Origin of the sequence: Paenibacillus xylanexedens (assembly GCF_007680605.1) — a bacterium.
In the GTDB taxonomy this organism is placed as follows: domain Bacteria; phylum Bacillota; class Bacilli; order Paenibacillales; family Paenibacillaceae; genus Paenibacillus; species Paenibacillus xylanexedens_B.
In genome coordinates this window covers 2,041,133-2,064,710 of record NZ_VEIO01000001.1, presented here as the reverse complement: position 1 = coordinate 2,064,710, position 23,578 = coordinate 2,041,133, and the positions used below count along the sequence as shown (strand labels likewise).

At 44.9% G+C, this 23,578-nt stretch carries 18 protein-coding genes; 15 read left to right on the top strand and 3 right to left on the bottom strand.

Annotation, left to right across the window (positions count from 1 at the left end):
* The first annotated feature begins 70 nt into the window (after nt 1-70).
* The 8 genes from FS818_RS09045 to FS818_RS09010 all read left to right on the top strand — a co-directional run bounded on the left by FS818_RS09045 (nt 71) and on the right by FS818_RS09010 (nt 10,886).
* Nucleotides 71-1,048 (top strand): alpha-ketoacid dehydrogenase subunit beta, encoded by a 978-nt coding sequence (locus tag FS818_RS09045; protein ID WP_090916689.1) that lies wholly within the window; start codon nt 71-73, stop codon nt 1,046-1,048.
* A 175-nt stretch (nt 1,049-1,223) separates the two neighbouring features.
* Complete coding sequence (locus FS818_RS09040) at nt 1,224-2,549, top strand: dihydrolipoamide acetyltransferase family protein (protein ID WP_145331520.1); 1,326 nt, start codon at nt 1,224-1,226, stop codon at nt 2,547-2,549.
* Between the two features lie 3 nt (nt 2,550-2,552).
* Nucleotides 2,553-3,968, top strand: coding sequence for a dihydrolipoyl dehydrogenase (gene lpdA, locus FS818_RS09035; RefSeq protein WP_145331519.1), 1,416 nt, complete (start codon nt 2,553-2,555; stop codon nt 3,966-3,968).
* A 216-nt stretch (nt 3,969-4,184) separates the two neighbouring features.
* Nucleotides 4,185-4,979 (top strand): thymidylate synthase, encoded by a 795-nt coding sequence (thyA, locus tag FS818_RS09030; protein WP_145331518.1) that lies wholly within the window; start codon nt 4,185-4,187, stop codon nt 4,977-4,979.
* A 37-nt stretch (nt 4,980-5,016) separates the two neighbouring features.
* Nucleotides 5,017-5,505: a dihydrofolate reductase gene (locus FS818_RS09025; RefSeq protein ID WP_145331517.1), complete on the top strand. Its 489-nt coding sequence runs from the start codon at nt 5,017-5,019 to the stop codon at nt 5,503-5,505.
* Between the two features lie 595 nt (nt 5,506-6,100).
* The gene (locus FS818_RS09020) at nt 6,101-7,588 is read left to right on the top strand and encodes a glutamate synthase subunit beta (RefSeq protein WP_145331516.1); all 1,488 of its coding nucleotides are present in this window, start codon (nt 6,101-6,103) and stop codon (nt 7,586-7,588) included.
* Nucleotides 7,589-7,957: 369 nt separating this feature from the next.
* Entirely contained in the window at nt 7,958-8,449 is a 492-nt protein-coding gene (gene fur / locus FS818_RS09015; RefSeq protein WP_090916681.1) for a ferric iron uptake transcriptional regulator, read from the top strand.
* 124 nt (nt 8,450-8,573) lie between these two features.
* Nucleotides 8,574-10,886, top strand: coding sequence for a type IA DNA topoisomerase (locus tag FS818_RS09010; protein WP_145331515.1), 2,313 nt, complete (start codon nt 8,574-8,576; stop codon nt 10,884-10,886).
* A gap of 47 nt (nt 10,887-10,933) precedes the next feature.
* On the opposite strand, the gene FS818_RS09005 is transcribed toward FS818_RS09010, so the two are convergent.
* Together FS818_RS09005 and FS818_RS09000 are read right to left on the bottom strand one after the other, a co-directional pair.
* Entirely contained in the window at nt 10,934-11,698 is a 765-nt protein-coding gene (locus tag FS818_RS09005) for an HAD family hydrolase (protein WP_145331514.1), read from the bottom strand.
* A gap of 63 nt (nt 11,699-11,761) precedes the next feature.
* Nucleotides 11,762-12,682, bottom strand: coding sequence for an ArsR/SmtB family transcription factor (locus tag FS818_RS09000; RefSeq protein WP_145331513.1), 921 nt, complete (start codon nt 12,680-12,682; stop codon nt 11,762-11,764).
* 221 nt (nt 12,683-12,903) lie between these two features.
* Between FS818_RS09000 and FS818_RS08995 the strand changes: the two genes are divergently transcribed.
* The 5 genes from FS818_RS08995 to FS818_RS08975 all read left to right on the top strand — a co-directional run bounded on the left by FS818_RS08995 (nt 12,904) and on the right by FS818_RS08975 (nt 18,486).
* Entirely contained in the window at nt 12,904-14,085 is a 1,182-nt protein-coding gene (locus FS818_RS08995; RefSeq protein ID WP_145332822.1) for an MFS transporter, read from the top strand.
* 83 nt (nt 14,086-14,168) lie between these two features.
* Nucleotides 14,169-14,894, top strand: coding sequence for a phosphonate ABC transporter ATP-binding protein (locus tag FS818_RS08990; RefSeq protein ID WP_145331512.1), 726 nt, complete (start codon nt 14,169-14,171; stop codon nt 14,892-14,894).
* Nucleotides 14,895-14,951: 57 nt separating this feature from the next.
* Entirely contained in the window at nt 14,952-16,223 is a 1,272-nt protein-coding gene (locus FS818_RS08985; RefSeq protein WP_145331510.1) for a hypothetical protein, read from the top strand.
* Nucleotides 16,224-16,237: 14 nt separating this feature from the next.
* Nucleotides 16,238-16,936 carry a response regulator transcription factor gene (locus FS818_RS08980; RefSeq protein WP_090916668.1) on the top strand — a complete coding sequence of 233 codons (699 nt, stop codon included), beginning with the start codon at nt 16,238-16,240 and terminating at the stop codon, nt 16,934-16,936.
* Nucleotides 16,933-18,486, top strand: a complete 1,554-nt coding sequence (locus tag FS818_RS08975) for a sensor histidine kinase (RefSeq protein ID WP_260984601.1) — start codon at nt 16,933-16,935, stop codon at nt 18,484-18,486. Before FS818_RS08980 ends, FS818_RS08975 begins: the two co-directional genes overlap by 4 nt.
* 113 nt (nt 18,487-18,599) lie before the next feature.
* Here FS818_RS08975 and FS818_RS08970 read toward each other — a convergent pair whose 3' ends face one another.
* Complete coding sequence (locus FS818_RS08970; RefSeq protein ID WP_145331508.1) at nt 18,600-19,826, bottom strand: glucose-1-phosphate adenylyltransferase; 1,227 nt, start codon at nt 19,824-19,826, stop codon at nt 18,600-18,602.
* Nucleotides 19,827-20,022: 196 nt separating this feature from the next.
* On the opposite strand from FS818_RS08970, the gene glgB reads away from it, so the two are divergent.
* Entirely contained in the window at nt 20,023-22,056 is a 2,034-nt protein-coding gene (gene glgB, locus FS818_RS08965) for a 1,4-alpha-glucan branching protein GlgB (protein WP_145331506.1), read from the top strand.
* Entirely contained in the window at nt 22,053-23,483 is a 1,431-nt protein-coding gene (glgA, locus tag FS818_RS08960) for a glycogen synthase GlgA (RefSeq protein ID WP_145331504.1), read from the top strand. Before glgB ends, glgA begins: the two co-directional genes overlap by 4 nt.
* The last annotated feature ends 95 nt before the right edge of the window (nt 23,484-23,578 follow it).

The following is a 23,578-nucleotide window of genomic DNA, read 5'->3' as shown; positions in this document are numbered from 1 at the left end:
CATTGGTGTCTCGGTATACATGTATGAATTCAAATGTGAACTGTCAATGTTTAAGGAGGAAATGAAGCAAATGGCACAATTGAACATGAAAGAAGCAATTCGTGATGCGCTTCGCGTAGAGTTGAAACGTGATCCTAACGTTCTGCTTTTCGGTGAAGACGTTGGTAATGTAGGCGGCGTTTTCCGTGTAACGGAAGGCTTGCAAAAAGAGTTTGGCGAAGAGCGTGTATTTGATACACCACTGGCTGAGTCCGCAATCGGCGGTTTGGCTGTAGGTTTGGGTATTCAAGGCTTCCGTCCGGTAGCTGAGATTCAATTCGTAGGTTTTATCTTCGAAGCCCTTGACCAAATGGTAGTTCAAGCTGCTCGTATGCGTTTCCGCTCCGGCGGTAAATACAATTCTCCGATCGTATTCCGTACACCATTTGGTGGCGGCGTAAAAGCGGCAGAATTGCACACAGATTCTCTGGAAGGTTTGCTCACGCAAACTCCGGGTATTAAAGTGGTAGTTCCTTCTAACCCTTACGATGCGAAAGGTCTGATGATCGCTTCCATCCGTGACAACGATCCAGTATTCTTCATGGAGCACTTGAACCTGTACCACGCTTTCCGTGCAGAAGTACCTGAAGAAGATTATGTTGTTGAATTGGGTAAAGCGAACGTTGTTCGTGAAGGTTCCGATGTTACCATCGTTACTTACGGTATGATGGTTCATACTTCTGTAAAAGCTGCAGAAGAGCTTGAAAAACAAGGTATCAAAGTTGAAGTTATCGACCTTCGTACGATCAGCCCGATCGACATCGATACAGTTGTTGCTTCCGTTAAGAAAACAAACCGTGCCATTGTTGTACAAGAAGCTCAAAAGAGCGCAGGTGTTGCAGCTGAAGTCATTGCGCAAATCAATGAAAAAGCAATCCTGCACTTGGAAGCACCGGTTCTGCGTGTAGCTGGCCCGGATACAGTATATCCTTTTGCACAAATCGAAGATACATGGTTGCCTAACCCGGCGCGTATCGTTGCTGCGGTTAACAAAGTCATGAACTTCTAATTCAATCATCTGACATGCCGCAAGGCGCAGTATGGTGATTCACATCGCAGCACAGCTGCACTGTAAACAGCCATTAGCCCCTTGATTGACAGTTATTTGCACTCGCAGTAACAGTTGGTTTGTGGAGCTAAGGGTTGTTTTCAGGATGGAGCAAATAATCAAGGAGGTTTTTCAGTTGGCTAAATTTGAATATAAATTCCCTGAACTGGGCGAAGGCCTTCACGAAGGCGAAATCATCAAGATGCACATCAAAGTCGGGGACAAAGTAACTGACGACGATATCATCATGGAAGTACAGAACGACAAAGCGGTTGTTGAAGTTCCTTGTCCGGTAAACGGAACAGTAACTGAAGTTTTCGCCAAAGACGGTCAAATCTGCCACGTTGGTGAAGTTGTAGCGATTATCGACGCAGAAGGCGAACTGCCTGAGCAAGACGACGCTCCTGCTGAAGACCAAGGTGCACAAGAGAAAGACGCAGCACAAGGTGGAGCTGACACTAGCGGTTCTTCTGCAGCAACTTCAAGCTCCAATGCAGCTCAAGAAGGCGGCAACAACAGCGTTCCTGCTGTTCCTGCAAAAGACGTTTTGGCTACGCCAAGCGTTCGCAAATTTGCTCGTGAGCAAGGTGTAGACATCGCTCAGGTTAACGGCACTGGCAACAACGGTAAAGTAACCAAAGAAGATGTGGAATCCTTCAAAAACGGTGGCGGTTCTTCTGCAACGGCAACTTCTTCCGACGCTCCGGCTCAAGAAGAGAAAAAATCCGCAGCACCTGCGGCTGCAGCAGCTGATCAACGCCTTGAAGAAGAGCGCGTACCTTTCAAAGGTATCCGTAAAGCGATCTCCAATGCAATGGTTAAATCGGCTTACACTGCACCTCACGTTACAATCATGGACGAAGTGGACGTAACTGAACTGGTTGCATTCCGTACTCGCATGAAACCAATTGCAGAGAAAAAAGGCACAAAAGTTACTTACTTGCCATTCATCGTTAAAGCATTGGTTGCAGCTTCCCGTCAATTCCCGGCGTTGAACGCAATGATTGATGAAGAAGCAAATGAAATTGTGTACAAAAAATACTACAACATCGGTATCGCTACAGATACAGATAACGGTCTGATCGTTCCTGTAATCAAAGATGCTGATCGTAAATCCATCTGGATGATCGCTGATTCCATCCGTGATCTGGCAGCTCGTGGACGCGATGGCAAACTGAGCGCGAATGAAATGAGAGGAAGCACAATCTCCATCAGTAACATCGGTTCTGCTGGCGGTATGTTCTTCACTCCAATCATCAACTTCCCAGAAGTTGCTATCTTGGGTACAGGACGCATCAGCGAAAAAGCGGTTATCAAAAACGGCGAAGTTGTTGCAGCACCTGTAATGGCATTGTCCTTGAGCTTCGACCACCGTATCATCGATGGCGCAACAGCACAAAACTTTATGAATTACATTAAACAGCTGCTCGCTAACCCTGAGCTGCTTGTTATGGAGGTGTAAGATATGGTAGTAGGCGACGCTTCTCTCAATATCGACACATTAGTAATTGGTGCAGGACCTGGCGGCTATGTAGCTGCCATCCGTGCTGCACAACTGGGCCAAAGCGTATTGATCGTAGACAAATCCGAGCTGGGCGGCGTATGTTTGAACCGTGGATGTATCCCATCCAAAGCTCTGATCTCTGCTGCACATCAATATGAGTCCGCTCTTCACGGCGATGCTTTCGGTATCTCCGCTGAGAACGTAAAAGTAGATTTTGCTAAAACTCAAGAATTCAAAAACGGCGTTGTTAAGAAAATGACTGGCGGCGTAGCTGGTTTGCTCAAAGGCAACAAAGTTGAAGTTTTCAACGGTGAGTGTATGTTCATCAACGAAAACGAAGCTCGTGTATTCAACGATCACGAGTCACCACGTTACAAGTTCAAAAATGCAATCATTGCAACAGGTTCCCGTCCAATCGAACTGAAACCTTTCCCATTTGGCGGACGCATTCTGTCTTCTACAGAAGCATTGAACTTGCCTGAAGTACCAAAAAGCATGATCGTAATCGGTGGCGGTTATATCGGCGCTGAGCTTGGTCAAATGTACTCCAAATTCGGTGCTAAAGTAACAATCATCGAAGGTTTGGATACGGTATTGCCAGGATTCGATAAAGACATGACTAGCCTTGTAGCTAAAAACATGAAGAAAACAGGCATCGAAATCGTAACGGGTGCAAAAGCGGAAAGCGCTGAGCAAACGGATAAAGATGTAACTGTTAAGTATTCTGTAAATGGTGAGTCCAAAGAAGTAACTGCAGATTACCTGCTCGTTACTGTAGGACGTCGTCCTAATACAGACGGAGAACTTGGTCTGGACATGATCGGTGTTGACGTTGACGAGCGTGGTTTCGTTAAAGTTGACCACCAAGGTCGCACAAGCATTCCACACATCTTCGCAATCGGTGATATCGTATCTGGTCTGGCTCTGGCACACAAAGCTTCTTATGAAGGTAAAGTGGCTGCGGAAGCAATCGCTGGACAACCATCTGTAGTTGACTACAAATGTATGCCAGCTGTTGTGTTCACAGATCCTGAGTGCTCCAGCGTAGGTTATACGGAGAAAGAAGCTAAAGAAAAAGGTTATAAAGTAAAAGCAGGTAAATTCCCTTATGCGGGTAATGGCCGTGCCGTATCTTTGAACCATGCTGAAGGCTTCGTAAAAATCGTTGCTGACGAAGAAAGCGGCCTTGTTCTGGGTTGCCAAATCGTTGGTTTGGAAGCTTCCAACTTGATTGCTGAGCTTGGTCTTGCAATCGAGATGGGCGCAACTTTGGAAGATCTGGCGCTTACTATTCACGCTCACCCAACTCTGGGCGAAATCGTGATGGAAGCAGCGGAATTGGTAATGGGTCACCCGATCCACATCATCTCCCGTTAAGATCATCGAAGCAACGGATTCGTCCGGCATTATATGTAGATTCGAAAGAGACGAGTGACGCTAATCGCGTTGCTTGTCTCTTTTTTTGATCAAGTTTCGAGTCTTTTGCCAATCTGCTCAGTATGGTAAACTAATTAAATGATCAGACCTCTAGAAGTCTGTGGCCCAGTTGGGTATGGGTACGTAACATATATAGAGATGCGAGGAGACACCAACATGAAAAACTATCTCGATTTATTACAAGATATATTGGACAACGGCGTTCACAAAGGAGATCGAACTGGAACAGGGACACAGTCTGTCTTTGGTAGGCAACTCCGTTATGACTTATCCAAAGGTTTTCCACTTGTAACGACCAAACGAATTCACCTGAAGTCAGTTATTCATGAGTTGCTGTGGTTTTTGAGCGGAGATACGAATATTGCCTACTTGAAAGAAAATGGTGTGAAGATCTGGGATGATTGGGCAGACGAAAATGGCGATCTTGGACCGGTGTATGGCTCACAATGGCGAACATGGGAAGCACCAAACGGGGAGAAAATAGATCAGATCGCTGCTGTTATAGATTCCATTAAAAATAATCCCGATTCCCGTCGTCATCTGGTGAGTGCGTGGAATGTGGCCGAAATTAACAACATGAAATTACCGCCTTGTCATTTTGCGTTTCAGTTTTATGTGGCTGAGGGTAAACTATCTTGTATGCTGACGATGCGTTCCGTGGACACGTTCCTTGGTCTGCCATTTAATATTGCCAGTTATGCCCTTCTGACACATATGATTGCACAGCAATGTGACCTGGAAGTGGGCGACTTCATCTGGTCTGGTGGAGATGTGCACATCTATTCCAATCATGTGGAGCAGGTGAAAACGCAACTAGAGCGTGAGCCGTTTGCTTTGCCTAAGCTGGTGATTAAACGTAAGCCTGATTCGATTTTTGAGTACAAATTTGAAGATTTTGAATTTGAAAACTATGAACATCATCCAGGTATCAAAGCACCGATTGCAGTATGAACACAATAACGTATTCAATGAAAGGGATGTGCGGCCTTTGAGTATTGAATTGGTATGGGCAATGGGAGAGAATGGTGTGATTGGACATCATAATTCTCTTCCTTGGCGATTGCCAAAAGATATGGCTTTTTTCAAGCAGCAAACGATAAACAAAACGATTATTATGGGACGTAATACGTGGGAATCATTCGGCGGCAAGCCACTCCCTCACCGTCGTAATATTGTTGTGACTCGGGACTTGAATTATAGAGCGGATCAAGCAGAGATCGTACATACGATTGAAGAAGGTCTGAAGGCTGCTCAAGGTGAAGAGCTTTGCGTAATTGGAGGTTCTCAGGTATATCGGGAGTTTCTACCGTTTGCAGATCGGCTCGTCGTCACCAAGATTCATGAGCAATTTGAGGGAGATACGTTTTTCCCGGAAGTGAACTGGAGCGAATGGGAGTTAAAGAAGCAGATCGAAGGCGAGCAGGATGAGAAAAACGTATATCCTTTTACATTCGAGTTTTACGAGCGTAAACGTTAGAAAAACATGTAAAGACACTGATCACAAGAAATTTTCCGTGAGCAGTGTCTTTTTTAATACAATGTTTTTCTATTGAATGTGAACAATTATTTCAAGTGTTATTTCATTACATCAATGTGACACAACGACTGGTGGATTTTGCATAATATACATTGGATCAGCTTGCGTTTATGGTTGAATAGTCTAAAAACTGTAGGATTTCAACGTTGTAAAGCTTTAAATCGAGTTTGATTTTCGTAAATGAGTTTAAATTTCACTGAAAAGCTTGATTTTAATGACAATTTATCTTACATTTATATGACGTTATTGCTTTTTTTATTCTTAACTTTCGCTTGTGAAAAAACTTTATACTCTGGTTTAAGACCAAATTTAAGCTATTGACCATACGTTCAGTTGAACGCTATGATGTATAAAATACAAATAATTATGCGGATAATCCATTTAATATTCAATGTCGTAAATGCTACTATAATTGAAATATCTTTGAGTAGATTTTGTGATACAATAGACAAAAACTCAAGTAAAAGAGTAATCCATTTCATATAGAGCATACGCATGAAGGGATTAAGACAAGAACGGATGGGGGAAACGTAAGATGTCTACACCTACTGGATTTATGGAATACAAACGGCAGCTCCCTGCCGATCGAGAGCCAGCGGAGCGCATCAAGGATTGGGAAGAGTTTCATAAACATATGGCTGAAGAAGAACTCAGAACACAAGGTGCAAGGTGCATGGATTGTGGTACCCCTTATTGTCATACAGGTATAGATATGACTGGCGGTACGTCAGGCTGCCCGGTTCATAACCTGATTCCAGAATGGAATAATCTCGTTTATCGCGGTTTGTGGAAGGAAGCGCTGGAGCGTCTTCACAAAACGAACAATTTTCCGGAGTTTACAGGCCGTATCTGCCCAGCTCCTTGTGAAGGATCATGTACAGTGGGCCTGATTGGTCAGCCAGTAACGATCAAAACGATTGAAGAAGCTATTATTGAAAAAGGCTTCGAAGAAGGTTGGGTTGTACCACAGCCACCGGAGAAGCGCACAGGCAAGCGTGTAGCCGTAGTCGGTTCAGGTCCGGCGGGACTTGCAACAGCGGCTCAATTGAACAAGGCTGGACATAAGGTAACGGTATATGAACGTTCAGACCGTGTCGGCGGATTATTAATGTATGGAATTCCAACGATGAAGCTGGATAAAAAAGTGGTACAACGCCGTGTAGACCTGCTCGCAGCCGAAGGAATTCAGTTTATTACGAATACAGAGATCGGAAAAGATATTCCGGCTGAGCAACTTGTTAATGATTACGATGCTGTTGTTCTGTGTGGCGGTGCAACCAAGCCACGCGAATTTAACATTGAAGGTGCTAACCTGAAAGGTGTGCACTATGCGATGGATTTCCTGAATGGAAGCATCAAAAGCTTCCTGGACTCCAACCTGGAGGATGGCAACTACATCTCTGCAAAAGATAAAGATGTCATTGTAATTGGTGGCGGGGATACAGGTTCTGACTGTGTGGCTACATCGTTGCGTCATGGTTGCCGTACGATCACGCAATTTGGTACACATACTCAGGCTCCGCTTGAGCGTGATCCAATTAACAATCCTTGGCCGCAATTTCCAAATGTTTATACTCTGGATTATGCACAAGAAGAAGCAAAAGCTTTGTTTGGGGAGGATCCACGTGAATTCTCCATCATGACCACCAAATTTGTGGGTGATGAAGAAGGCAATCTTAAAGAACTTCACACGATTCAAATCGAACGTATTGTTGATGAGACAGGCCGCAAAATTTATCAACCAATTCCAGGTACAGAGCGTGTATTCCCTGCGCAGATGGCGATGATTGCGATCGGTTTTGACGGACCGGAGCAAACACTGGTTGAGCAGTTGGGACTTGAAACAGATCGCCGCACGAACGTGAAGGCGCGTTACGGCAAATACAACACCAACGTTGATAAAGTATTTGCAGCTGGTGACATGCGCCGTGGTCAAAGTTTAGTGGTATGGGCAATCAACGAAGGGCGTGAAGCCGCTCGTGAAGTGGATAAATATTTGATGGGAGCAACAGTACTGGTATAAACCAGTACCATCGTTCAATCTTTGTGTCTTCTTAATTTACGTCATAAAGTATTTACATTATGAACAAAGCGATGAATACCCCTCGTATACGCGAGGGGTATTTGCTATATATTTTGGTCAATATATCTTCCGTGAATTTTTCCATTTCTGATGACAATGTGAATAAGAGCATTGCATTTTCTAAGATAAAGACTTATTATTAGATTATAATTATTATAAATAAGGCCAAAGTCGAATTGATTCATAATGGGAAATAGAATTCTAACTTTGACGATGCTGTCTTATAAACATGACAATGAATTGAGTACATGATTACAAATACGTTTAAGTAAGAACAGGTAACATAACATGTAACGGAGGTGCACCCGTATGGCAAGTAATCGGGACAAGTCCATTTCAGAGCAAATTGACCAAATCAAAAGCCAATTGGTTGATAAAGGATACAAGTTAACTCAGCAACGCGAAGTGACGGTGCGTGTGTTGTTGGAACATGAGAAAGATCATTTTAGCGCAGAAGAAGTATTTCTTCTGGTAAAAGAAAAGTTTCCGGAGATTGGACTCGCAACCGTTTATCGTACGTTAGAGCTACTCAGTGACTTGCAGGTTGTAGAGAAAATTAACTTCGGCGATGGAGCTGCACGTTTTGATTTGCGTAGCACAGACGGCTCTCACCATCATCATCACCTGATCTGTACGGAATGTGGCAGTGTGGAAGAAATTATGGAAGATGGATTGCTTCGATTGGAGCAACAGGTTTTGCGTCAGTATGGTTTTGCTGTGACCGATCATCGACTTGATTTTCAAGGTGTGTGTAAAGAGTGCAGACAAAAACATGAGCTTGATGAGCCGGCGGCTGGTTAATTCATCCGGAATAGGTGCTCTTGAATCCAAAATCTGATATAATAAGTTTCAGAAGCAGGGGCTTCCGTCGGCGGAAGGCCCCTTTTTGCCGTCATAGTGGCGGTTTAGGAGGAGAGATGGACGGATGAAGACACTGGTTATTGCGGAGAAACCCGATATGGGGAGAACCATTGCCGCCGTCATAGAACCAAAAGCCAAAAATAATCGCACGTATCTGGAAGGTGAACAGTACATTATCACCTGGGCGATTGGGCATTTGCTTGGACTGGCTGAACCGGATGCCTATGATTCGAAATACAAACGCTGGAATATTGCGGACTTGCCGATCATTCCGGATCAATTCAAAATTGTACCGAATCCGCGGACAAAGGATCAGCTCAAAATCATCGGAGAACTCGCAAAGCGTGCTTCAGCGATCGTTAACGCTTGTGATGCAGGGCGGGAAGGACAATATATTTTTGCGCTGATCCAGCAACAATTGAAGTTGCGCCAGCCTGTAAAACGTCTGTGGATATCGGATTTGACAGCTGAAAGTATTCGGCGTGGATTTGATGGATTGAAAGATGCCGCAGAATTCGAAAATCTGACTTATGCTGCCCGTGCACGCAGTGAAGCGGACTGGCTAATTGGCATGAATGCCTCACGGGCGTTTACAACAAGGCATAATGCACTACTGTCTGTTGGACGAGTGCAGACACCTGTGTTGGCTCTCATCTATGACCGTGAGATGGAGATTGAAGCGTTTCAGTCACAGACGTTCTATGAAGTGGCAGCCTGGTTTCGGCAGGAAGGTGTTGAATACCGTGGTTTACGTCAAGGAGATAAACTTACGGATGCAGCAACAGCAGAGGCTATTGCAAACAGTGTAAAGGGTAAGACAGGTCAGATTATTAAATATGAAGCCAAACAAACCAAGGAGTATCCATACCGGTTGTATGACTTGACTCTTTTACAGCGTGAAGCAAATGCAAAATACGGTTATGGGGCGAAAAAAACACTGGATATTGCACAGGCCCTGTACGAAAAACATAAAGTGATCTCGTACCCGCGTACAAATTCCAACTATGTAACCGAGCAGAACATTGAAGGCATGCACAAAACGTTGAATTTGCTTAAAAACGGAACGTACAGTGAGCTGGCTTTGGGCGCAAAACCGGAATTGGTGCATAAAAATAACAAAGGGGTCTGCAATCCCAGTCGAGTGGAAGACCACCATGCGATTTTGCCAACACTGAAACGACCAGGGACACTGTCCAAGGAAGAGCAGAATATATATGACTTAATCGTGAGACGTTTCCTGTCTCATTTCTATCCCGCCGCCGAGTATAAACAGCATACGGTACTTACGGAGGTCGAGAAACATCAGTTCAAAACGTCTGTAAAGGAGCTATTATCCATCGGTTGGAAAGTAGTGCTGGGTTCTGGCGATCAGGAACAAGGTGCTTCTGGTAAGAAAAAAGCGAAAAAAAATAGCAATGAAGAAGAGGAAGCAGAGGAATGGACGGACAAAGCTTTTGCTGTACAGCCTGACTTGCCTGTTCAATGTACGAAGAGTGAATTCAAGGAGAAAGCAACTCAACCGCCCAAAAGTTATACCGAGGGCACACTGCTCAAAGCAATGGAGAGTGCAGGCAAACAGATCGAGAACGAAGAACTCCGTGATGCGATGAAGGATAGCGGTCTGGGAACCCCGGCTACACGAGCGGCTACGATCGAACGTCTCAAAAACGTAGGTTACATTACGATGCAAGGGAAAAAGATGCAACTGACGCTCAAGGGACGAACAGCGATTGAATTGATCCGCCGTGCCGGTGTAGATTTGTTGACCTCGCCTGAGATGACGGGGCAATGGGAGCGTCGGTTACATCAAATCTCTAAAGGTGAAGCTGGACAGGACAAGTTCATGGAAAACGTCAAGAAATTCACGTTATCCATCATTGAAAAAGTGCGTGTCCAGGCTCCCGCTGCTGCTGATGCCTTTGGTGAAGATGCGAGAGGCAAAGGTAAGGGGAAAGGGAGAGGAGCTGGCAACAAAGCAGGTAACAAAGCAGGTAACAAGGTAACGAGTGGTAGCAAAGCGACCAGGACTTCAACAGCAAACGTTACTTCAAGCAAAGGTACAACTGCGCAATCGAGCACTGCAAGTTCTGGTGTACGTGAAGTGCTTGCTTCATGTCCTTCACCTGGTTGTTCCGGGCATATTATTGAGGGCAAGAAGGGGTATGGCTGTTCCCGTTTCAAAGAAGGATGTACATTTGTCGTTTGGAAAGAATACGCCGGCAAAAAAATAACAAGTACGATGCTGAAGTCTTTGGTAGAGAAGGGCAGTACGCAAGTTCTCTCGTTCAAACGCAAGGATGGAAGCACGGTGAAGGCACGTATTATTTTAAAAGATGTGGTCACGGGTCAATTATCCGGTGAAAAACAGGAAGTATAGCCATAGGCGGCTGTAGTTATTATAGTTGAAAGTAAAAAAAGAACCCTTTACCCAAGGGTTCTTTTTTGTTGTTTCTGCTCGATATCCTCATGAATGACTTTGGGGACCTCTTCCAGTGCTGTGATGGTATACATCGAAGTTTCCGGATTCGGCTGCAGTTCAACAATATTATATTGCCATTCATTGGGTTGTTTGATATAGATGCTATGAATTCCTGCATTCACGGCAGGCATAATATCTGTGCGGAGCGAATTGCCAATCATCCATGTTGCTCGCCGGTCAAACGGCCCTTTGGACAGGATGCCTTCCAATGCTTCAATATTTTTGTGCTGACGAATATAGATTCGATCATCGAAATAGATAGAAAGCTTCATCTGATCAATTTTCCGTTGCTGGATGACGGTCTCACCGCCAGTGTACAAGTAAAGAGAGTGCCCGGCAGATTTCAGTTCTTCCAACGTTTCTACCATATGCGGATAAGGCTCAACTTCCTGGGTGTAAACACTCATGCCCAGTTTGCTTAAATATGTTTCTTCTTCGGTTGATGTCGCACGCTCGTATTTTCGAGCAAAATATCGATACGTATCAATCAGGGACTGTGGAAAATGGTGACTTGCAAATCCGACTTTGTTCACTCCGGTCACATCGATTTCGAGCTGTTTCTCCCGAATCTGCTGCGTGGTCAGAGCATGTCCGTCAAACCATTGCTGCATGTTCTCAAAGAACTCTCCCAGAACGAGATTGAAATATTTGTTGCAATATACGAGTGTATCATCAAGGTCAAACAAGATATGTTGTTTAAATGAGGTCAACGCTAGTTCACTCCTTGCTTACGCTTGCCTGCGGATCATTCACTATCTTGATCAATTAATTCGTTAGATGCGAATGTAGGATTCTAAAAACATATTCAGTTCAGATACTCCGTCAGGTCTGATGCTATATTTTTCTTTACGATTGCTTCCTAATAAATGTGTACGCAGTAGACCTGCAATGCGAAGAGCTGTAACCTGATCTTTGACAGGATCTTGTTCTTTGCCAAGCTCCTCACACATCTCCGAGAGTGACTTCGGTTCGTCCGAAACGTATCTTAACAGGCGAAGTCTTTCCGGGTCTGCCAATGCATGTGTGAATCTTAGCAAGCACGTTGGCGGCTCATCTTCGCTCTCTTCCGGTATATCTACGGGATACTGAATAATCATCATACCTTCATAGAAGCAGTACATGTTAATAGGACGGTTATGCACCGTTGGGAACAGAATCACTTCGTTTAATCCAGCGATGGGTTCCACAATAACACCTGCTGTGGCATATTCTATCAACAGTTCAGGGCCCATTTTTTCGAGCAAAATGCGCTTCTCCTCGGCATCCTCTTCAAGCCATACACGATGATCTTCGCTAATGTTCCGGCAATAGTGCTGATCCCATAGTCGCAGTAATGGGACGTAGCTGTTCCGAATACGCGTCGATTCTTCTATCGTAAGTGAAGGCATTAATGAAGAAACGCGCGCAAATAATTCGTCAGCCGAAAGCTCTGTGAGCATGTCCAGAAAGTCTTGATTCTCTAAAGTGTTATTCTTATATGCTGCCCAGGCGAACAGGACATCGAAATCGTCAAAAGGCCACGTAGCAGCGGGTGCAAGCGCAGCACGTACGTTGGAACTTAGCTTGCGCTCAACGTCCAGAATCCATTCAGGACCAATGTCCAGATGCTGGATCCACTTTTTCGTGACATAAACCAAAAAGCTGTTGAGCATCTCATATATCGGTGAAACATCAATTTTAACGTGATAAGCCATAATGATGCAGAATCCTCCCGTCACATCTAGGTATTCACAGCGACTTATGTACTATTATGGCTTGTTTTACCGGGCGTTGTCCACTATAATGTTCAAGTTCGGAGTTTAGACCCGATTTATAAAGAAAGTATACACCCATATAAATAACAGCCTGGAGATCGTCAGCAATGGCGATTTTTCTTTGTTTGCGCTTGCAGGAGGAATGAAATGCCGTGGCATTGATGTTCAAATTTAAAATATCACCCTCAACTTTTAATTATTTGATTTTAATTACCGTGATCGTTGCGGCGGGGATCAGTCAGGGATTGTTGCTACCTGTCTTATCCATTTTTCTGGAACAGCAAGGGGTTTCTCCCGGGTTAAACGGGTTAAATGCCGCTGCGCTCTACATTGGATCATTCGCAATGACACTGGCAGCCGAACGTTTACTGGGAGCACTTGGATTCAAAAAACTGATTGTTGGCGGCTTAATTCTGGTTATGCTTCCCTTGATCCTGTTCCCGTATTTTCCTGATATTAAAATTTGGTTTGTGCTACGCCTGATTGTCGGCATCGGAGACAGTGCTTTACATTATGCAGCCCAGCTGTGGGTACTGTTAGTCACTGCGCCAGAGAAGAGAGGACGGTATATATCCCTTTACGGCATGTCTTACGGACTGGGTTTCAGTATCGGGCCATTAGGAATCAAGCTGCTCAGGTATGGTGATGCTGTTCCATTTTTGGTACTGTTTGTTGGCATGGCCGCTGTACTCATTCTGGTGCTGATGAAGCTACCGGATACCAAGCCGGAAAAAGCAGGACATGCTCATTTTCCAGAGAGACGCTTTCGGCGCAGTTTCGCTTGGGCATGGTACGCACTGTTGCCAGCTCTTTTATACGGTTATATGGAAGCGGGCATGAACAGCAATTTTCCCGTTTACGGACTTCGTGTGGGATATGATACCGATCAGATTGCCACTTTGCTTCCTTTTATAGGGATTGGTGGACTATTTCTTCAGCTTCCGCTCGGCATATTAAGTGACCGATATGGTCGAAAAATAATTCTAATGATAGCCGGAATGGGCGGCGGTTTAGCTTTTATGCTGGTTCCTTTAGCGGGTACGAATTTCTGGCTGACACTTGTACTGTTGCTTATCGCGGGAGGACTCGTAGGTTCATTTTTCTCGCTGGGACTCGCTTATGCCGCAGATATTTTACCCAAAGTTTTGTTACCTGCAGCCAATGTGGTAGCGTCCTTTCACTTTACGATCGGAAGTATCGTGGCACCGAATCTGGGAGGTCAGTTGATCAACTGGGTTTCACCTGGCAGTATGTTTACGATGCTTGGTTCAATGTATTTGATTTTTGGTATCACAGGTCTATTATTTCGGCGTAAACGCGAAGCGGAATTTGTGTTAAAATAGAAGCTGGTGTTCGCATGGAAATTGATGTCCATTTCCGAGTACACTAGTAGTAGGGAAAAACATGGACAAGAGGAGACATCGCGATGATCAGAGTGGAGAACTTGAGTAAATCCGTTGGAGCGGATCGTATTCCGATTCTACGTGATATTCGTTTTGATATGCAGCAAGGGGAAATGATTGCGGTGGTCGGCTCCAGCGGGAGCGGCAAAAGCATGTTGCTGAAATGTTTGGCGATGAAGGAGACGTGGGATTCGGGGCGTTTTACCGTTGACGGCATCGATATTTTGAAAGAGGGCTGGAGCGGTAAACAGAAAATCCGGCGGGAATGGGCATACTTGGAACAGAACCCGCAGTTATATCCCAGAAAAACGGCGCTGAAGAATGTACTTATCGGCCGTTTTGGCCAGACTCCATTATGGAGGATGGCAACGGGCATGGTGCGTTCGGATGACTACATGGGAGCGATGGACCACCTCGAAGGTTTAGGTTTACTGGATAAAGCGCATCAGCTTGCTGAAAAAATGAGCGGCGGCGAGAAGCAACGTGTTGCTATCGCAAGGGCGCTTGCTCATGGTGCCAAGGTTGTGCTGGCGGATGAACCTGTCATCGGACTTGATCCTCATACGGCTGATGCCGTGCTGGAAACGTTACGCAAATTGTGTGAAGAGGAACGAGCTACGGTCATTGCCGTGTTACCGATTGAACTAGCAGAGAAACATGCTTCGCGAATCTGGGGAATCGCAGAAGGCAGGATCGCTTTTGATATACGAGGACGGAGATTGACACAGCAGGAGAAAAATCAGATTTAAAATGAGTGCTTAATGAAAAGAGTGATGAAATTGCTTAATTCGCGATGGGGACGCTACATGGTAGCGGGTTCAATGGCTGTTCTGCTCGGAACCGTGCTAAGTGGTTGTACAGTGATCAGTGACCCCAAGCTTCTAATGAAGCCGCCGATGATGTCTACGGACAAAGAGAAACTGTATAATATTGTGCAGAAGGAAACACCGCCTGAAAGTAAATTGATTCGGCCCAAAGATATGAGCAATACCAGCATGATTCGTGTGGAAGATCTGAACGGTGACGGTATTCGCGAGGCCATTGTTTTTTACGAGACGCCCAATGAGAATGTACGTATCCACGGTATGATTTTGGAAGAGCAGGGTGGAACCTGGGTCAAAAAACTGACGTTTGATGTACCAGGCAATGAGCTTGAATCGTTCAAAGTGATGGATATAACGAATGACGGGAACCCGGACATTATCGTTGGTGTCAGCCTGCAGGATCAGAAAGCCTTAACAGCATATTCATATAAAGGCGGAGTCCTGGAACAAGTGCTGGGCGGCGTGCCTTACAATCAGGTGATTATCGATGATATGCAGGGTAACGCGCTGGATTTAAGCGGAGATGGCAAGAGTGACTTTGTTGTTGTTTCGCTAAACGCCAGTGGTTTTTCCAGCATAGCATTGTATCAGTATCAGGATGACAGTTTTAAGGAAATGGATCGTGTTGTTACCGACTATACGGTTAAAGAAGTGTACAACGCTCTTGGCGGTGAGATCGCTGATGGAAAAATGGGAATTGTACTTGATGCGGATCTGGATGATCGCAGTTCGTTTACACAGATCATGTATGTGAAAGACAATAAACTCGTTAGTGCTTTTAAATCACCGGATCAAACGTACAGAGATGACAAAATTTTAAGCGGTGATGTGAATAATGATGGTATTATTGAGTTTGGATTAAAAGAAACACCAAAAGGTTGGGAGCACTACGTATTTGATTCGCGCATGTGGTTTTATACATTCTACCAGTGGGATGGCAAAGAGGGGAAAAAGTTTGTGTCGTTCCAGTTCCGGGATGATGCGGATTTGTTCCATTTGAACTTGAAGCCTGAATGGTATGGCAAGATCACGATTGACACCAAATCGGAGAAGGAAAAATACATTCGGTTTAAGATGATCAAAACGGATGAAACCGTGGCCGAAATCAAATATTTCACGTTTTCTCAGTGGGATCTTGAAAAGGGAAAGAGCTGGAAGGAAATTACTCGAACAAAAGATCGGGTGATTGCATCGCGTGTTGCACAATCTGAGGCGGGCAAGGATGCATTAAGCAAAAACTTCTCAGCTGAATAGAAAGGAAGAACTTGATGAGTAAAGTACTTATTCTTGAGGATGAAGAATCCATCCGCAGTTTTATCGTCATTAATTTAAAAAGAAACGGATTCGAAGTGCTGGAAGCGGGCGATGGTCATGAGGCCTTACGCATTTTGCAATCTGTCCCCGATATTGACCTTGCCCTGCTGGACGTTATGGTTCCTGGCATTGATGGATTTGAAGTATGCAGACGGATTCGTGAAACGAACGAACGGCTCGGTATTATTTTCCTGACAGCCAAAGTCCAGGAGCAGGATAAAGTATACGCTCTTTCAGTAGGGGCAGACGATCACGTAAGCAAACCGTTCAGCCCGACTGAACTGATTGCACGGATTCAATCGCTTCTTCGTCGTGTCAATGTACATCGTGAAACTGCGGCTAAAGTAACGTTCCAGTCGGGGCCGTTTTCACTGGATCTGATTTCCAAACAGTTTAAAAAGAATAATGAAGCCATTGAATTAACACCTACGGAATTTTCTTTAATTCAGTTCTTCCTGGAAAAAGAAAATACGCCGCTGAGCCGTGACTTGCTACTGGACCATGTGTGGGGCAAAGAATATATGGGTGATCCTAAAATTGTTGATGTGAACATCCGTCGTCTACGTCAAAAAATTGAAAACAATCCTTCCGAGCCTGAATACCTGCAAACTGTATGGGGTCACGGGTACAAATGGAAGGGCCGGGATCAATGATCAAAAAGGGGATCACGCGGCAGATCGTATTACACTACTTTATTGTCGTTTTCCTCGCTCTGGTGCTTGTTGAGTTTGTGTTTATGCTAGCTGTGCAGCGGTATTATTACGAGAGCATTTACAATACCATTAGCACGCACATTACCAATAACAGAGACTTCCTTGAGCCAATAGCCAGAGCCAGTAATGGAGAAGACGGCAACAACAACTTGTCCAGACTCCTTGTTCGACTTGCATTAGACAATACTGAACTGGAGATTCTGGATCTGAACGGCCGCGTGCTGGCGAGTTCGACGGCATTTGAATCAGATCGGGCGATGTTACAAACGAGCGACGTTATGCAGGCTTTGAACGGGGATATGGGACGATGGATTGGCAGACAACCCAACACCGGCGAATCGGTGATGGCAGTTGCCAATAAATTCGACCTTGGTGGTGAAAATACGTACATTGTACGTTATCTGACTTCGCTCGAATCTGTAAACTCTAAATTACTAGTCATGGGGTTACTGGCTATTGCCGTAGGCGTTGGTGTACTCGCCATCGTGCTAATTATCAGTATTGGAATGGCCAACTCCATTGTAAGGCCTATTAACAGTATTACAGCGGTATCTGCTCAGATGGCGAAAGGACGGCTCGATGTCAGGGTCAAAGGGAATTATAAACATGAACTGGGCGAACTCGCTTCAACGCTTAACTTCATGGCCCATGAAATCGTACGTAGTAACCAGATTAAAGACGATTTTATTTCGTCCATTTCCCATGAACTGCGCACACCGCTGACCAGTATTAAGGGTTGGAGTGAAACGCTTGATTCAGGTGGATACGATCCGGAAGAGACACGGATTGGCATGGGGATTATCGCGAAGGAAACAGAGCGGCTAATCGGGTTGGTAGAAGAGATGCTTGATTTCTCCAAACTGCAGCAGAACCAGATGAAGCTTGTGAAAGGCACGGTTAATATCCGTGAGGTTGTACAAGAGACCATGCTGAACGTATGGGCCAAAGCTGAACAAAAGCAGGTACATCTGAAGTTAGAGACAGACGAAACACGTGCCTACAATGTATACGGCGATGGGAATCGTTTGAAGCAGGTGTTCTTAAACATTGTGGACAACGCGATCAAGTTCTCCCATGAGAACTCGTGGATATTCCTTACGGTCAAAGAAGAGAATGGTCAGATTGTGGCTGTTGTGCAGGATACAGGTATCGGGATCAGCGAAGAACACCTGATTAAGGTAAGGGATCGTTTCTTCCAGGTAAACCACCAAAATGGAGGCACGGGACTTGGTCTTGCCATTACTCAAGAGCTTGTGGAACTGCATGAGGGCACCATTACGATGCAAAGTGAGCTTGGTTCAGGGACAACGGTGACCGTATCCTTGCCTATGCTTAATCAGGAGATAGCTTCAGTTGGACAAGATATGACGGATGAGGAAGCACTGAATGAAGCTGATACACCGGAAAAACCGGCACATACCACTACGGAGCCAGACCAAAATGAGCAAATACAGGCTCATGACCCATCAACTGAAGGCGAGAAGCGCTAATTCGTTTGGCCACGGACACTGCTGTAGCAGATAACGAACATCGTATATAGTGAAATCAAAAAGGCGAGCCATCATGGCTCGCCTTTTTACATTTATGGTACGTCCTAAAGAAATTATGAGGATAACTCACCAGCACGAAGACGACCGCTTTTTTCATATACTTCTTTGAGAATACGTACAGGTTGCGTGCGTACGGCTGGTTTAGGTGCGACAATTTCATTCGGGCCAACGACAACAATCTCATCGGCTGTACCTCTAACAATGGCACCATCTTTGATAATGGCTCCTTCGCCGATAATTGCGCGTTCGATATGAACACCGCGGCCTACGCGTGCATTAGGCATAATGACACTGTCAAGCACTTCAGAGCCTTTGCCAACTTCGGCACCGCAGAAAATAATGGAGCGTTCAGCACGGCCTTCAATAGCGCAAGAGTCATGAACCATGGAAGCCAGATGTTCCATTTGAGTTTGTCTTGCTTTGATCGCGCTTGGTTTGGAGCGCCATTCGCGGGTGAACATAGGCCAGTCTTCTCGTTGCAGGCTCCAGTTCTCTTCGTTGGATAACAGATCCATATGCGCATCCCATAAACTTTTCACCGTGCCGACATCTTTCCAGTAACCATTGAAGTTATATACATAAAGTGAATTGGTTTCTTTTAACATCTGTGGAATGACGTCTTTTCCGAAGTCATGACTGGAATGTGGATTCGCAGCGTCTTCAAGCAAGTGACGTTTCAGATATTGCCAATTGAACATGTATATGCCCATGGAGGCCAAGTTACTTTTTGGTTCAGCCGGTTTTTCGGCAAATTCGGTTACCCGCATGTTTTCATCTGCAGCCATAATTCCGAAGCGGTGAGCTTCGTCCCAAGGCACTTCCATTACGGAAATAGTTGCTGCTGCATGATTAGCCTTATGTGATTCAAGCATCTCGCGGTAATTCATATGATATATGTGGTCACCCGACAAAATTAGAACATTTTCGGGGTTTTGCTGGTCAATATAGTCCATATTTTTATATATGGCATCCGCAGTTCCCAAGTATTCGTCATTTCCTGTATGATAAGATGGAAGCAAGGAGATTCCAGTCTCATTTGAATCGCCAAGTGCCCATGGCTCTCCTTGACCAATATGTTCGTGCAGTGATTCCGCTTGGTACTGCGTCAGAACACCTACAGTGTCGATCCCTGAGTTGACGCAGTTACTGAGAGGAAAATCGATAATCCGGTAATGCCCGCCAAACGGTACAGCGGGTTTTGCGATCCTTGAGGTTAAAGGAGCTAATCGCTTTCCTTCTCCTCCCGCCAACAGCATAGCGATGCAATCTTTATTAAACATGATCGTTTCCCTCCCAAAATATTTGTGCAGTGTAGTACATTAGTAAACGAAAGCGAAGCCTCTGAAACGATAGCTATTGTAAAAATTCTGAAAAAAAACATCATTTTTTAAAACAACGCATTTTTCTTTTCAACTTGGCTAGAATGGGGTAATGGTTAGCGTTATATCTATTTTCTGGAGAAAAGAAGGTGATCCCTTGGCTATTGAACCGTTGGCACAACCGGATAAGTTATCTGATCTTATTTATTTATTTCATGAAGGCAATCTTCATCACAGTTATCGAATGTTGGGCGCGCATCCTGAGACTCGCGATCACCGTCAAGGGTTCCGTTTTACCGTGTGGGCTCCCAATGCCGTAGAAGTCGGACTGGCTCTGGACCGTAATGGATGGCAAGGGGAAAAGGAACCTTTATATAAGATACCCGAATCTGGATTTTGGAGTCGTTTTTTTCCGGGAATTGAAGAAGGTACTTTATACAAATTTCGCATTTTAACGGAAAACGGAACTGAAATCCTTAAAGCAGACCCTTATGCATTTGAAGCAGAAGTCCGTCCCCAGACAGCGTCAATCACAAGTTCCCTTGAAGGTTACAAATGGAATGACGGTGCGTGGAGGCGTAAACAACGCTCGATGTACAACAAACCTTTACATATTTACGAAATGCATCTGGGTACATGGAAGCGCAAGGGCGATGGAAGCCTGTATAGCTATCGTGAGATGGCGGATTTGCTCGTTCCTTATTTGCTTGAGATGAATTATACCCACGTCGAAATGATGCCCCTTAGTGAGCATCCATATGACCTTTCATGGGGTTACCAAAATACGGGCTTTTACGCACCTACAAGCCGCTACGGGCAACCCAAAGATCTGATGTATCTGGTGGATACGCTACATCAGGCTGGCATTGGTGTATTGCTGGATTGGGTACCGGCTCACTTTGCCAAAGATGAGCATGGTTTACGTCTGTTTGATGGTACAGCGCTGTTCGAGTACGCAGATCCAATGTTAGCCGAGAAACCGGGATGGGGAACACTTAGTTTTGATTATTCCAAACCCGAGGTTCGCTCATTCCTTATTTCGAACGCGCTGTACTGGATGGAAATGTATCATTTTGATGGACTTCGTGTTGATGCGGTCACGAGTATGCTTCGTCTTGATTTTGAAAAGCAGCCAGGACAATATCGTACGAACGATGAAGGCGGCCTGGAGAATAAAGAAGCTGTCGCTTTTTTACAACAGTTGAATACAACTGTTTTCGAATATTATCCTTATGCTTTAATGATGGCTGAAGAATCCAGTGCATGGCCGATGGTTACCATGCCGGTGGACAAAGGTGGTCTGGGTTTTAACTATAAATGGAACATGGGCTGGATGAATGATACGTTAGATTACATGGAATCTGATTTTCATGAACGTGCTTCCAAACATCATTTGTTGACATTTCCGGTGGTTTACTCCTTTTCTGAAAATTATGTGCTTCCTCTGTCTCATGACGAGGTCGTGCATGGTAAAAAGTCCCTTCTGAACAAAATGCCAGGAAGTTATGAGCAAAAATTCGCAGGGATGCGCGCGTTTCTCGGTTATTTCATGACATTTCCGGGCAAAAAGCTGTTGTTCATGGGTGGAGAGTTCGGACAGTTCATCGAATGGAAAGATGAAGATCAGTTGGACTGGTTTTTGCTGGACTATGATAGTCACCGTAGCCTGCACAAATTCGAGCGCGAGCTATCTGAGCTGTACGTCCGTGAAAAAGCTTTGTGGGAGCTTGATCATTCCTTTGACGGTTATGAGTGGATCACTCCGGATGACCAGGGCCAAAGTGTCATTTCATATGTTCGCAAAGGAAAAAAACCTGCGGATACACTCCTTGTGCTCATTAACTTTCAGCCTGTCAAAAGGGAGCGTTACCGGATTGGCGTCATGCGTCCCGGTATGTATACCGAAATATTGAATAGTGATCATTCGGATTACGGTGGTTCAGGGATAATTAATGATATGCTGATCCCTACGGAAAAGATTCCATTTCACGGGCATGCAAACAGCCTGGAACTGGACTTACCACCGCTAAGTATCGTTATTTTAAAAAAGAATACACGCCGGAAAACGGAGCCCGTCGCTGAAGGCAGCGCTTCCGTGAAATCGAGAAAAAAGATGGAAAAAAATACAGAAAAAAATACAGAAAAAAAAGGGAACAGCACGCTTAAACCGAATAGGGGGACACAAGTATGAATATTTTATTTGCAGCAGCAGAGGCCCATCCGTTTATCAAAACGGGAGGCCTGGCTGACGTTATCGGTGCTCTACCGCAAGCGTTGAAAAATAACGGAGCAGATGTACGCGTGATTTTGCCGAAATATAAAGGGATACCCGAAGAGTACAAAGAAGCTATGAAACCCGTGCTCGTGACGGATGTTCCGCTTGGTTGGCGTAGAGCCTATTGTGGCGTTGAGATGCTGGAGTATGAAGGGATTCCGGTTTATTTTATTGACAATGAGTATTATTTTGCACGGGATGGCGTTTATGGCTACATGGATGATGGCGAGCGATTTGCATTTTTTAACCGCGCTGTACTTGAGGTGCTTCCACAGCTCGATTTTAAGCCAGACGTTCTGCACACACATGACTGGCATGCAGGTATGATTCCGTTGTTGCTCAAGGCTCACTATGCTTATGATGCATTTTATAGTGAAATCCGAACGGTATTCACCATACATAATCTGTTGTATCAAGGTGTATTTCCACACCAGTTGTTCAGTGAAATTTTGGAGCTTGATGATCGGTATTTTACGATGGAAGGCGCCGAATATTATGGGAATGTCAATTTCCTGAAAGCAGGAATTGTGTATTCTGATCATGTGACAACGGTGAGCCCAACCTATGCCAGAGAAGTGCAAACGTCGTATTATGGGTATGGACTGGATGGATTACTGAGTTCGCTCGGTGACCGCTTCAGCGGTATTGTGAACGGCATTGATACCAGAAGTTATAACCCGGCAACGGACAATAAGATTGCGGTCAAATACAGATCAAGCTTGTCCAAAAAAATCGAGAATAAAATCGAATTGCAAAAAGAACTGGGGCTTCCGGTTCGTCCAGATGCACCACTGATGGTCATGGTGACTAGGCTCGTTGATTCTAAAGGACTGGATCTGGTATGCCGTGTACTGGATGAACTGCTCTACTACGATGACATTCAATTCGCCGTGCTGGGGACTGGAGATTCAGCTTATGAGCATTGGTTCAGAGAGGCGGCTAATCGGTATCCACTAAAAATGTCAGCACAGATCACATTCAATGACGGATTATCTCGTCGTTTCTATGCAGGCAGTGACATCTTCCTGATGCCATCCAAATTTGAGCCATGTGGAATTAGCCAGTTGCTGGCATTGCGTTATGGCAGTGTACCACTGGTAAGGGAGACAGGGGGATTAAACGATACAGTTCAAGCTTACAATGAGTTTACAGGTGAAGGTAACGGCTTCTCATTTACAAGTTTTAATGCACATGACATGATGAATACCATTCGCCGTGCAGAAGAGTTCTATCGTAAACCGGATGAGTGGAAAAAAATTGTGAAAAACGCATTGAGCGGAGAATACAGCTGGGAAGTATCGGCTGAGGAATATATGGATATTTATCGTCGAATTCAGGTGTGATCCAAGATTGAGGTTTTATTTACGTATGGAGTGCCGCAGTTTAATAACTGCGGCTTTTGCTGTTACGAAAAAAGGAAAAAAAGGAGTAAGTTTGG

Coding starts and splice junctions, on each gene's coding strand:
- FS818_RS08970 (WP_145331508.1), bottom strand. CDS start 19,826: ATGTTTAATAAAGATTGCATCGCTATGCTGTTGGCGGGAGGAGAAGGA.
- FS818_RS09020 (WP_145331516.1), top strand. CDS start 6,101: ATGTCTACACCTACTGGATTTATGGAATACAAACGGCAGCTCCCTGCC.
- fur (WP_090916681.1), top strand. CDS start 7,958: ATGGCAAGTAATCGGGACAAGTCCATTTCAGAGCAAATTGACCAAATC.
- lpdA (WP_145331519.1), top strand. CDS start 2,553: ATGGTAGTAGGCGACGCTTCTCTCAATATCGACACATTAGTAATTGGT.
- FS818_RS09000 (WP_145331513.1), bottom strand. CDS start 12,682: ATGGCTTATCACGTTAAAATTGATGTTTCACCGATATATGAGATGCTC.
- FS818_RS08995 (WP_145332822.1), top strand. CDS start 12,904: ATGTTCAAATTTAAAATATCACCCTCAACTTTTAATTATTTGATTTTA.
- FS818_RS08990 (WP_145331512.1), top strand. CDS start 14,169: ATGATCAGAGTGGAGAACTTGAGTAAATCCGTTGGAGCGGATCGTATT.
- FS818_RS09010 (WP_145331515.1), top strand. CDS start 8,574: ATGAAGACACTGGTTATTGCGGAGAAACCCGATATGGGGAGAACCATT.
- thyA (WP_145331518.1), top strand. CDS start 4,185: ATGAAAAACTATCTCGATTTATTACAAGATATATTGGACAACGGCGTT.
- FS818_RS08975 (WP_260984601.1), top strand. CDS start 16,933: ATGATCAAAAAGGGGATCACGCGGCAGATCGTATTACACTACTTTATT.
- glgA (WP_145331504.1), top strand. CDS start 22,053: ATGAATATTTTATTTGCAGCAGCAGAGGCCCATCCGTTTATCAAAACG.
- FS818_RS08980 (WP_090916668.1), top strand. CDS start 16,238: ATGAGTAAAGTACTTATTCTTGAGGATGAAGAATCCATCCGCAGTTTT.
- FS818_RS08985 (WP_145331510.1), top strand. CDS start 14,952: ATGGTAGCGGGTTCAATGGCTGTTCTGCTCGGAACCGTGCTAAGTGGT.
- FS818_RS09045 (WP_090916689.1), top strand. CDS start 71: ATGGCACAATTGAACATGAAAGAAGCAATTCGTGATGCGCTTCGCGTA.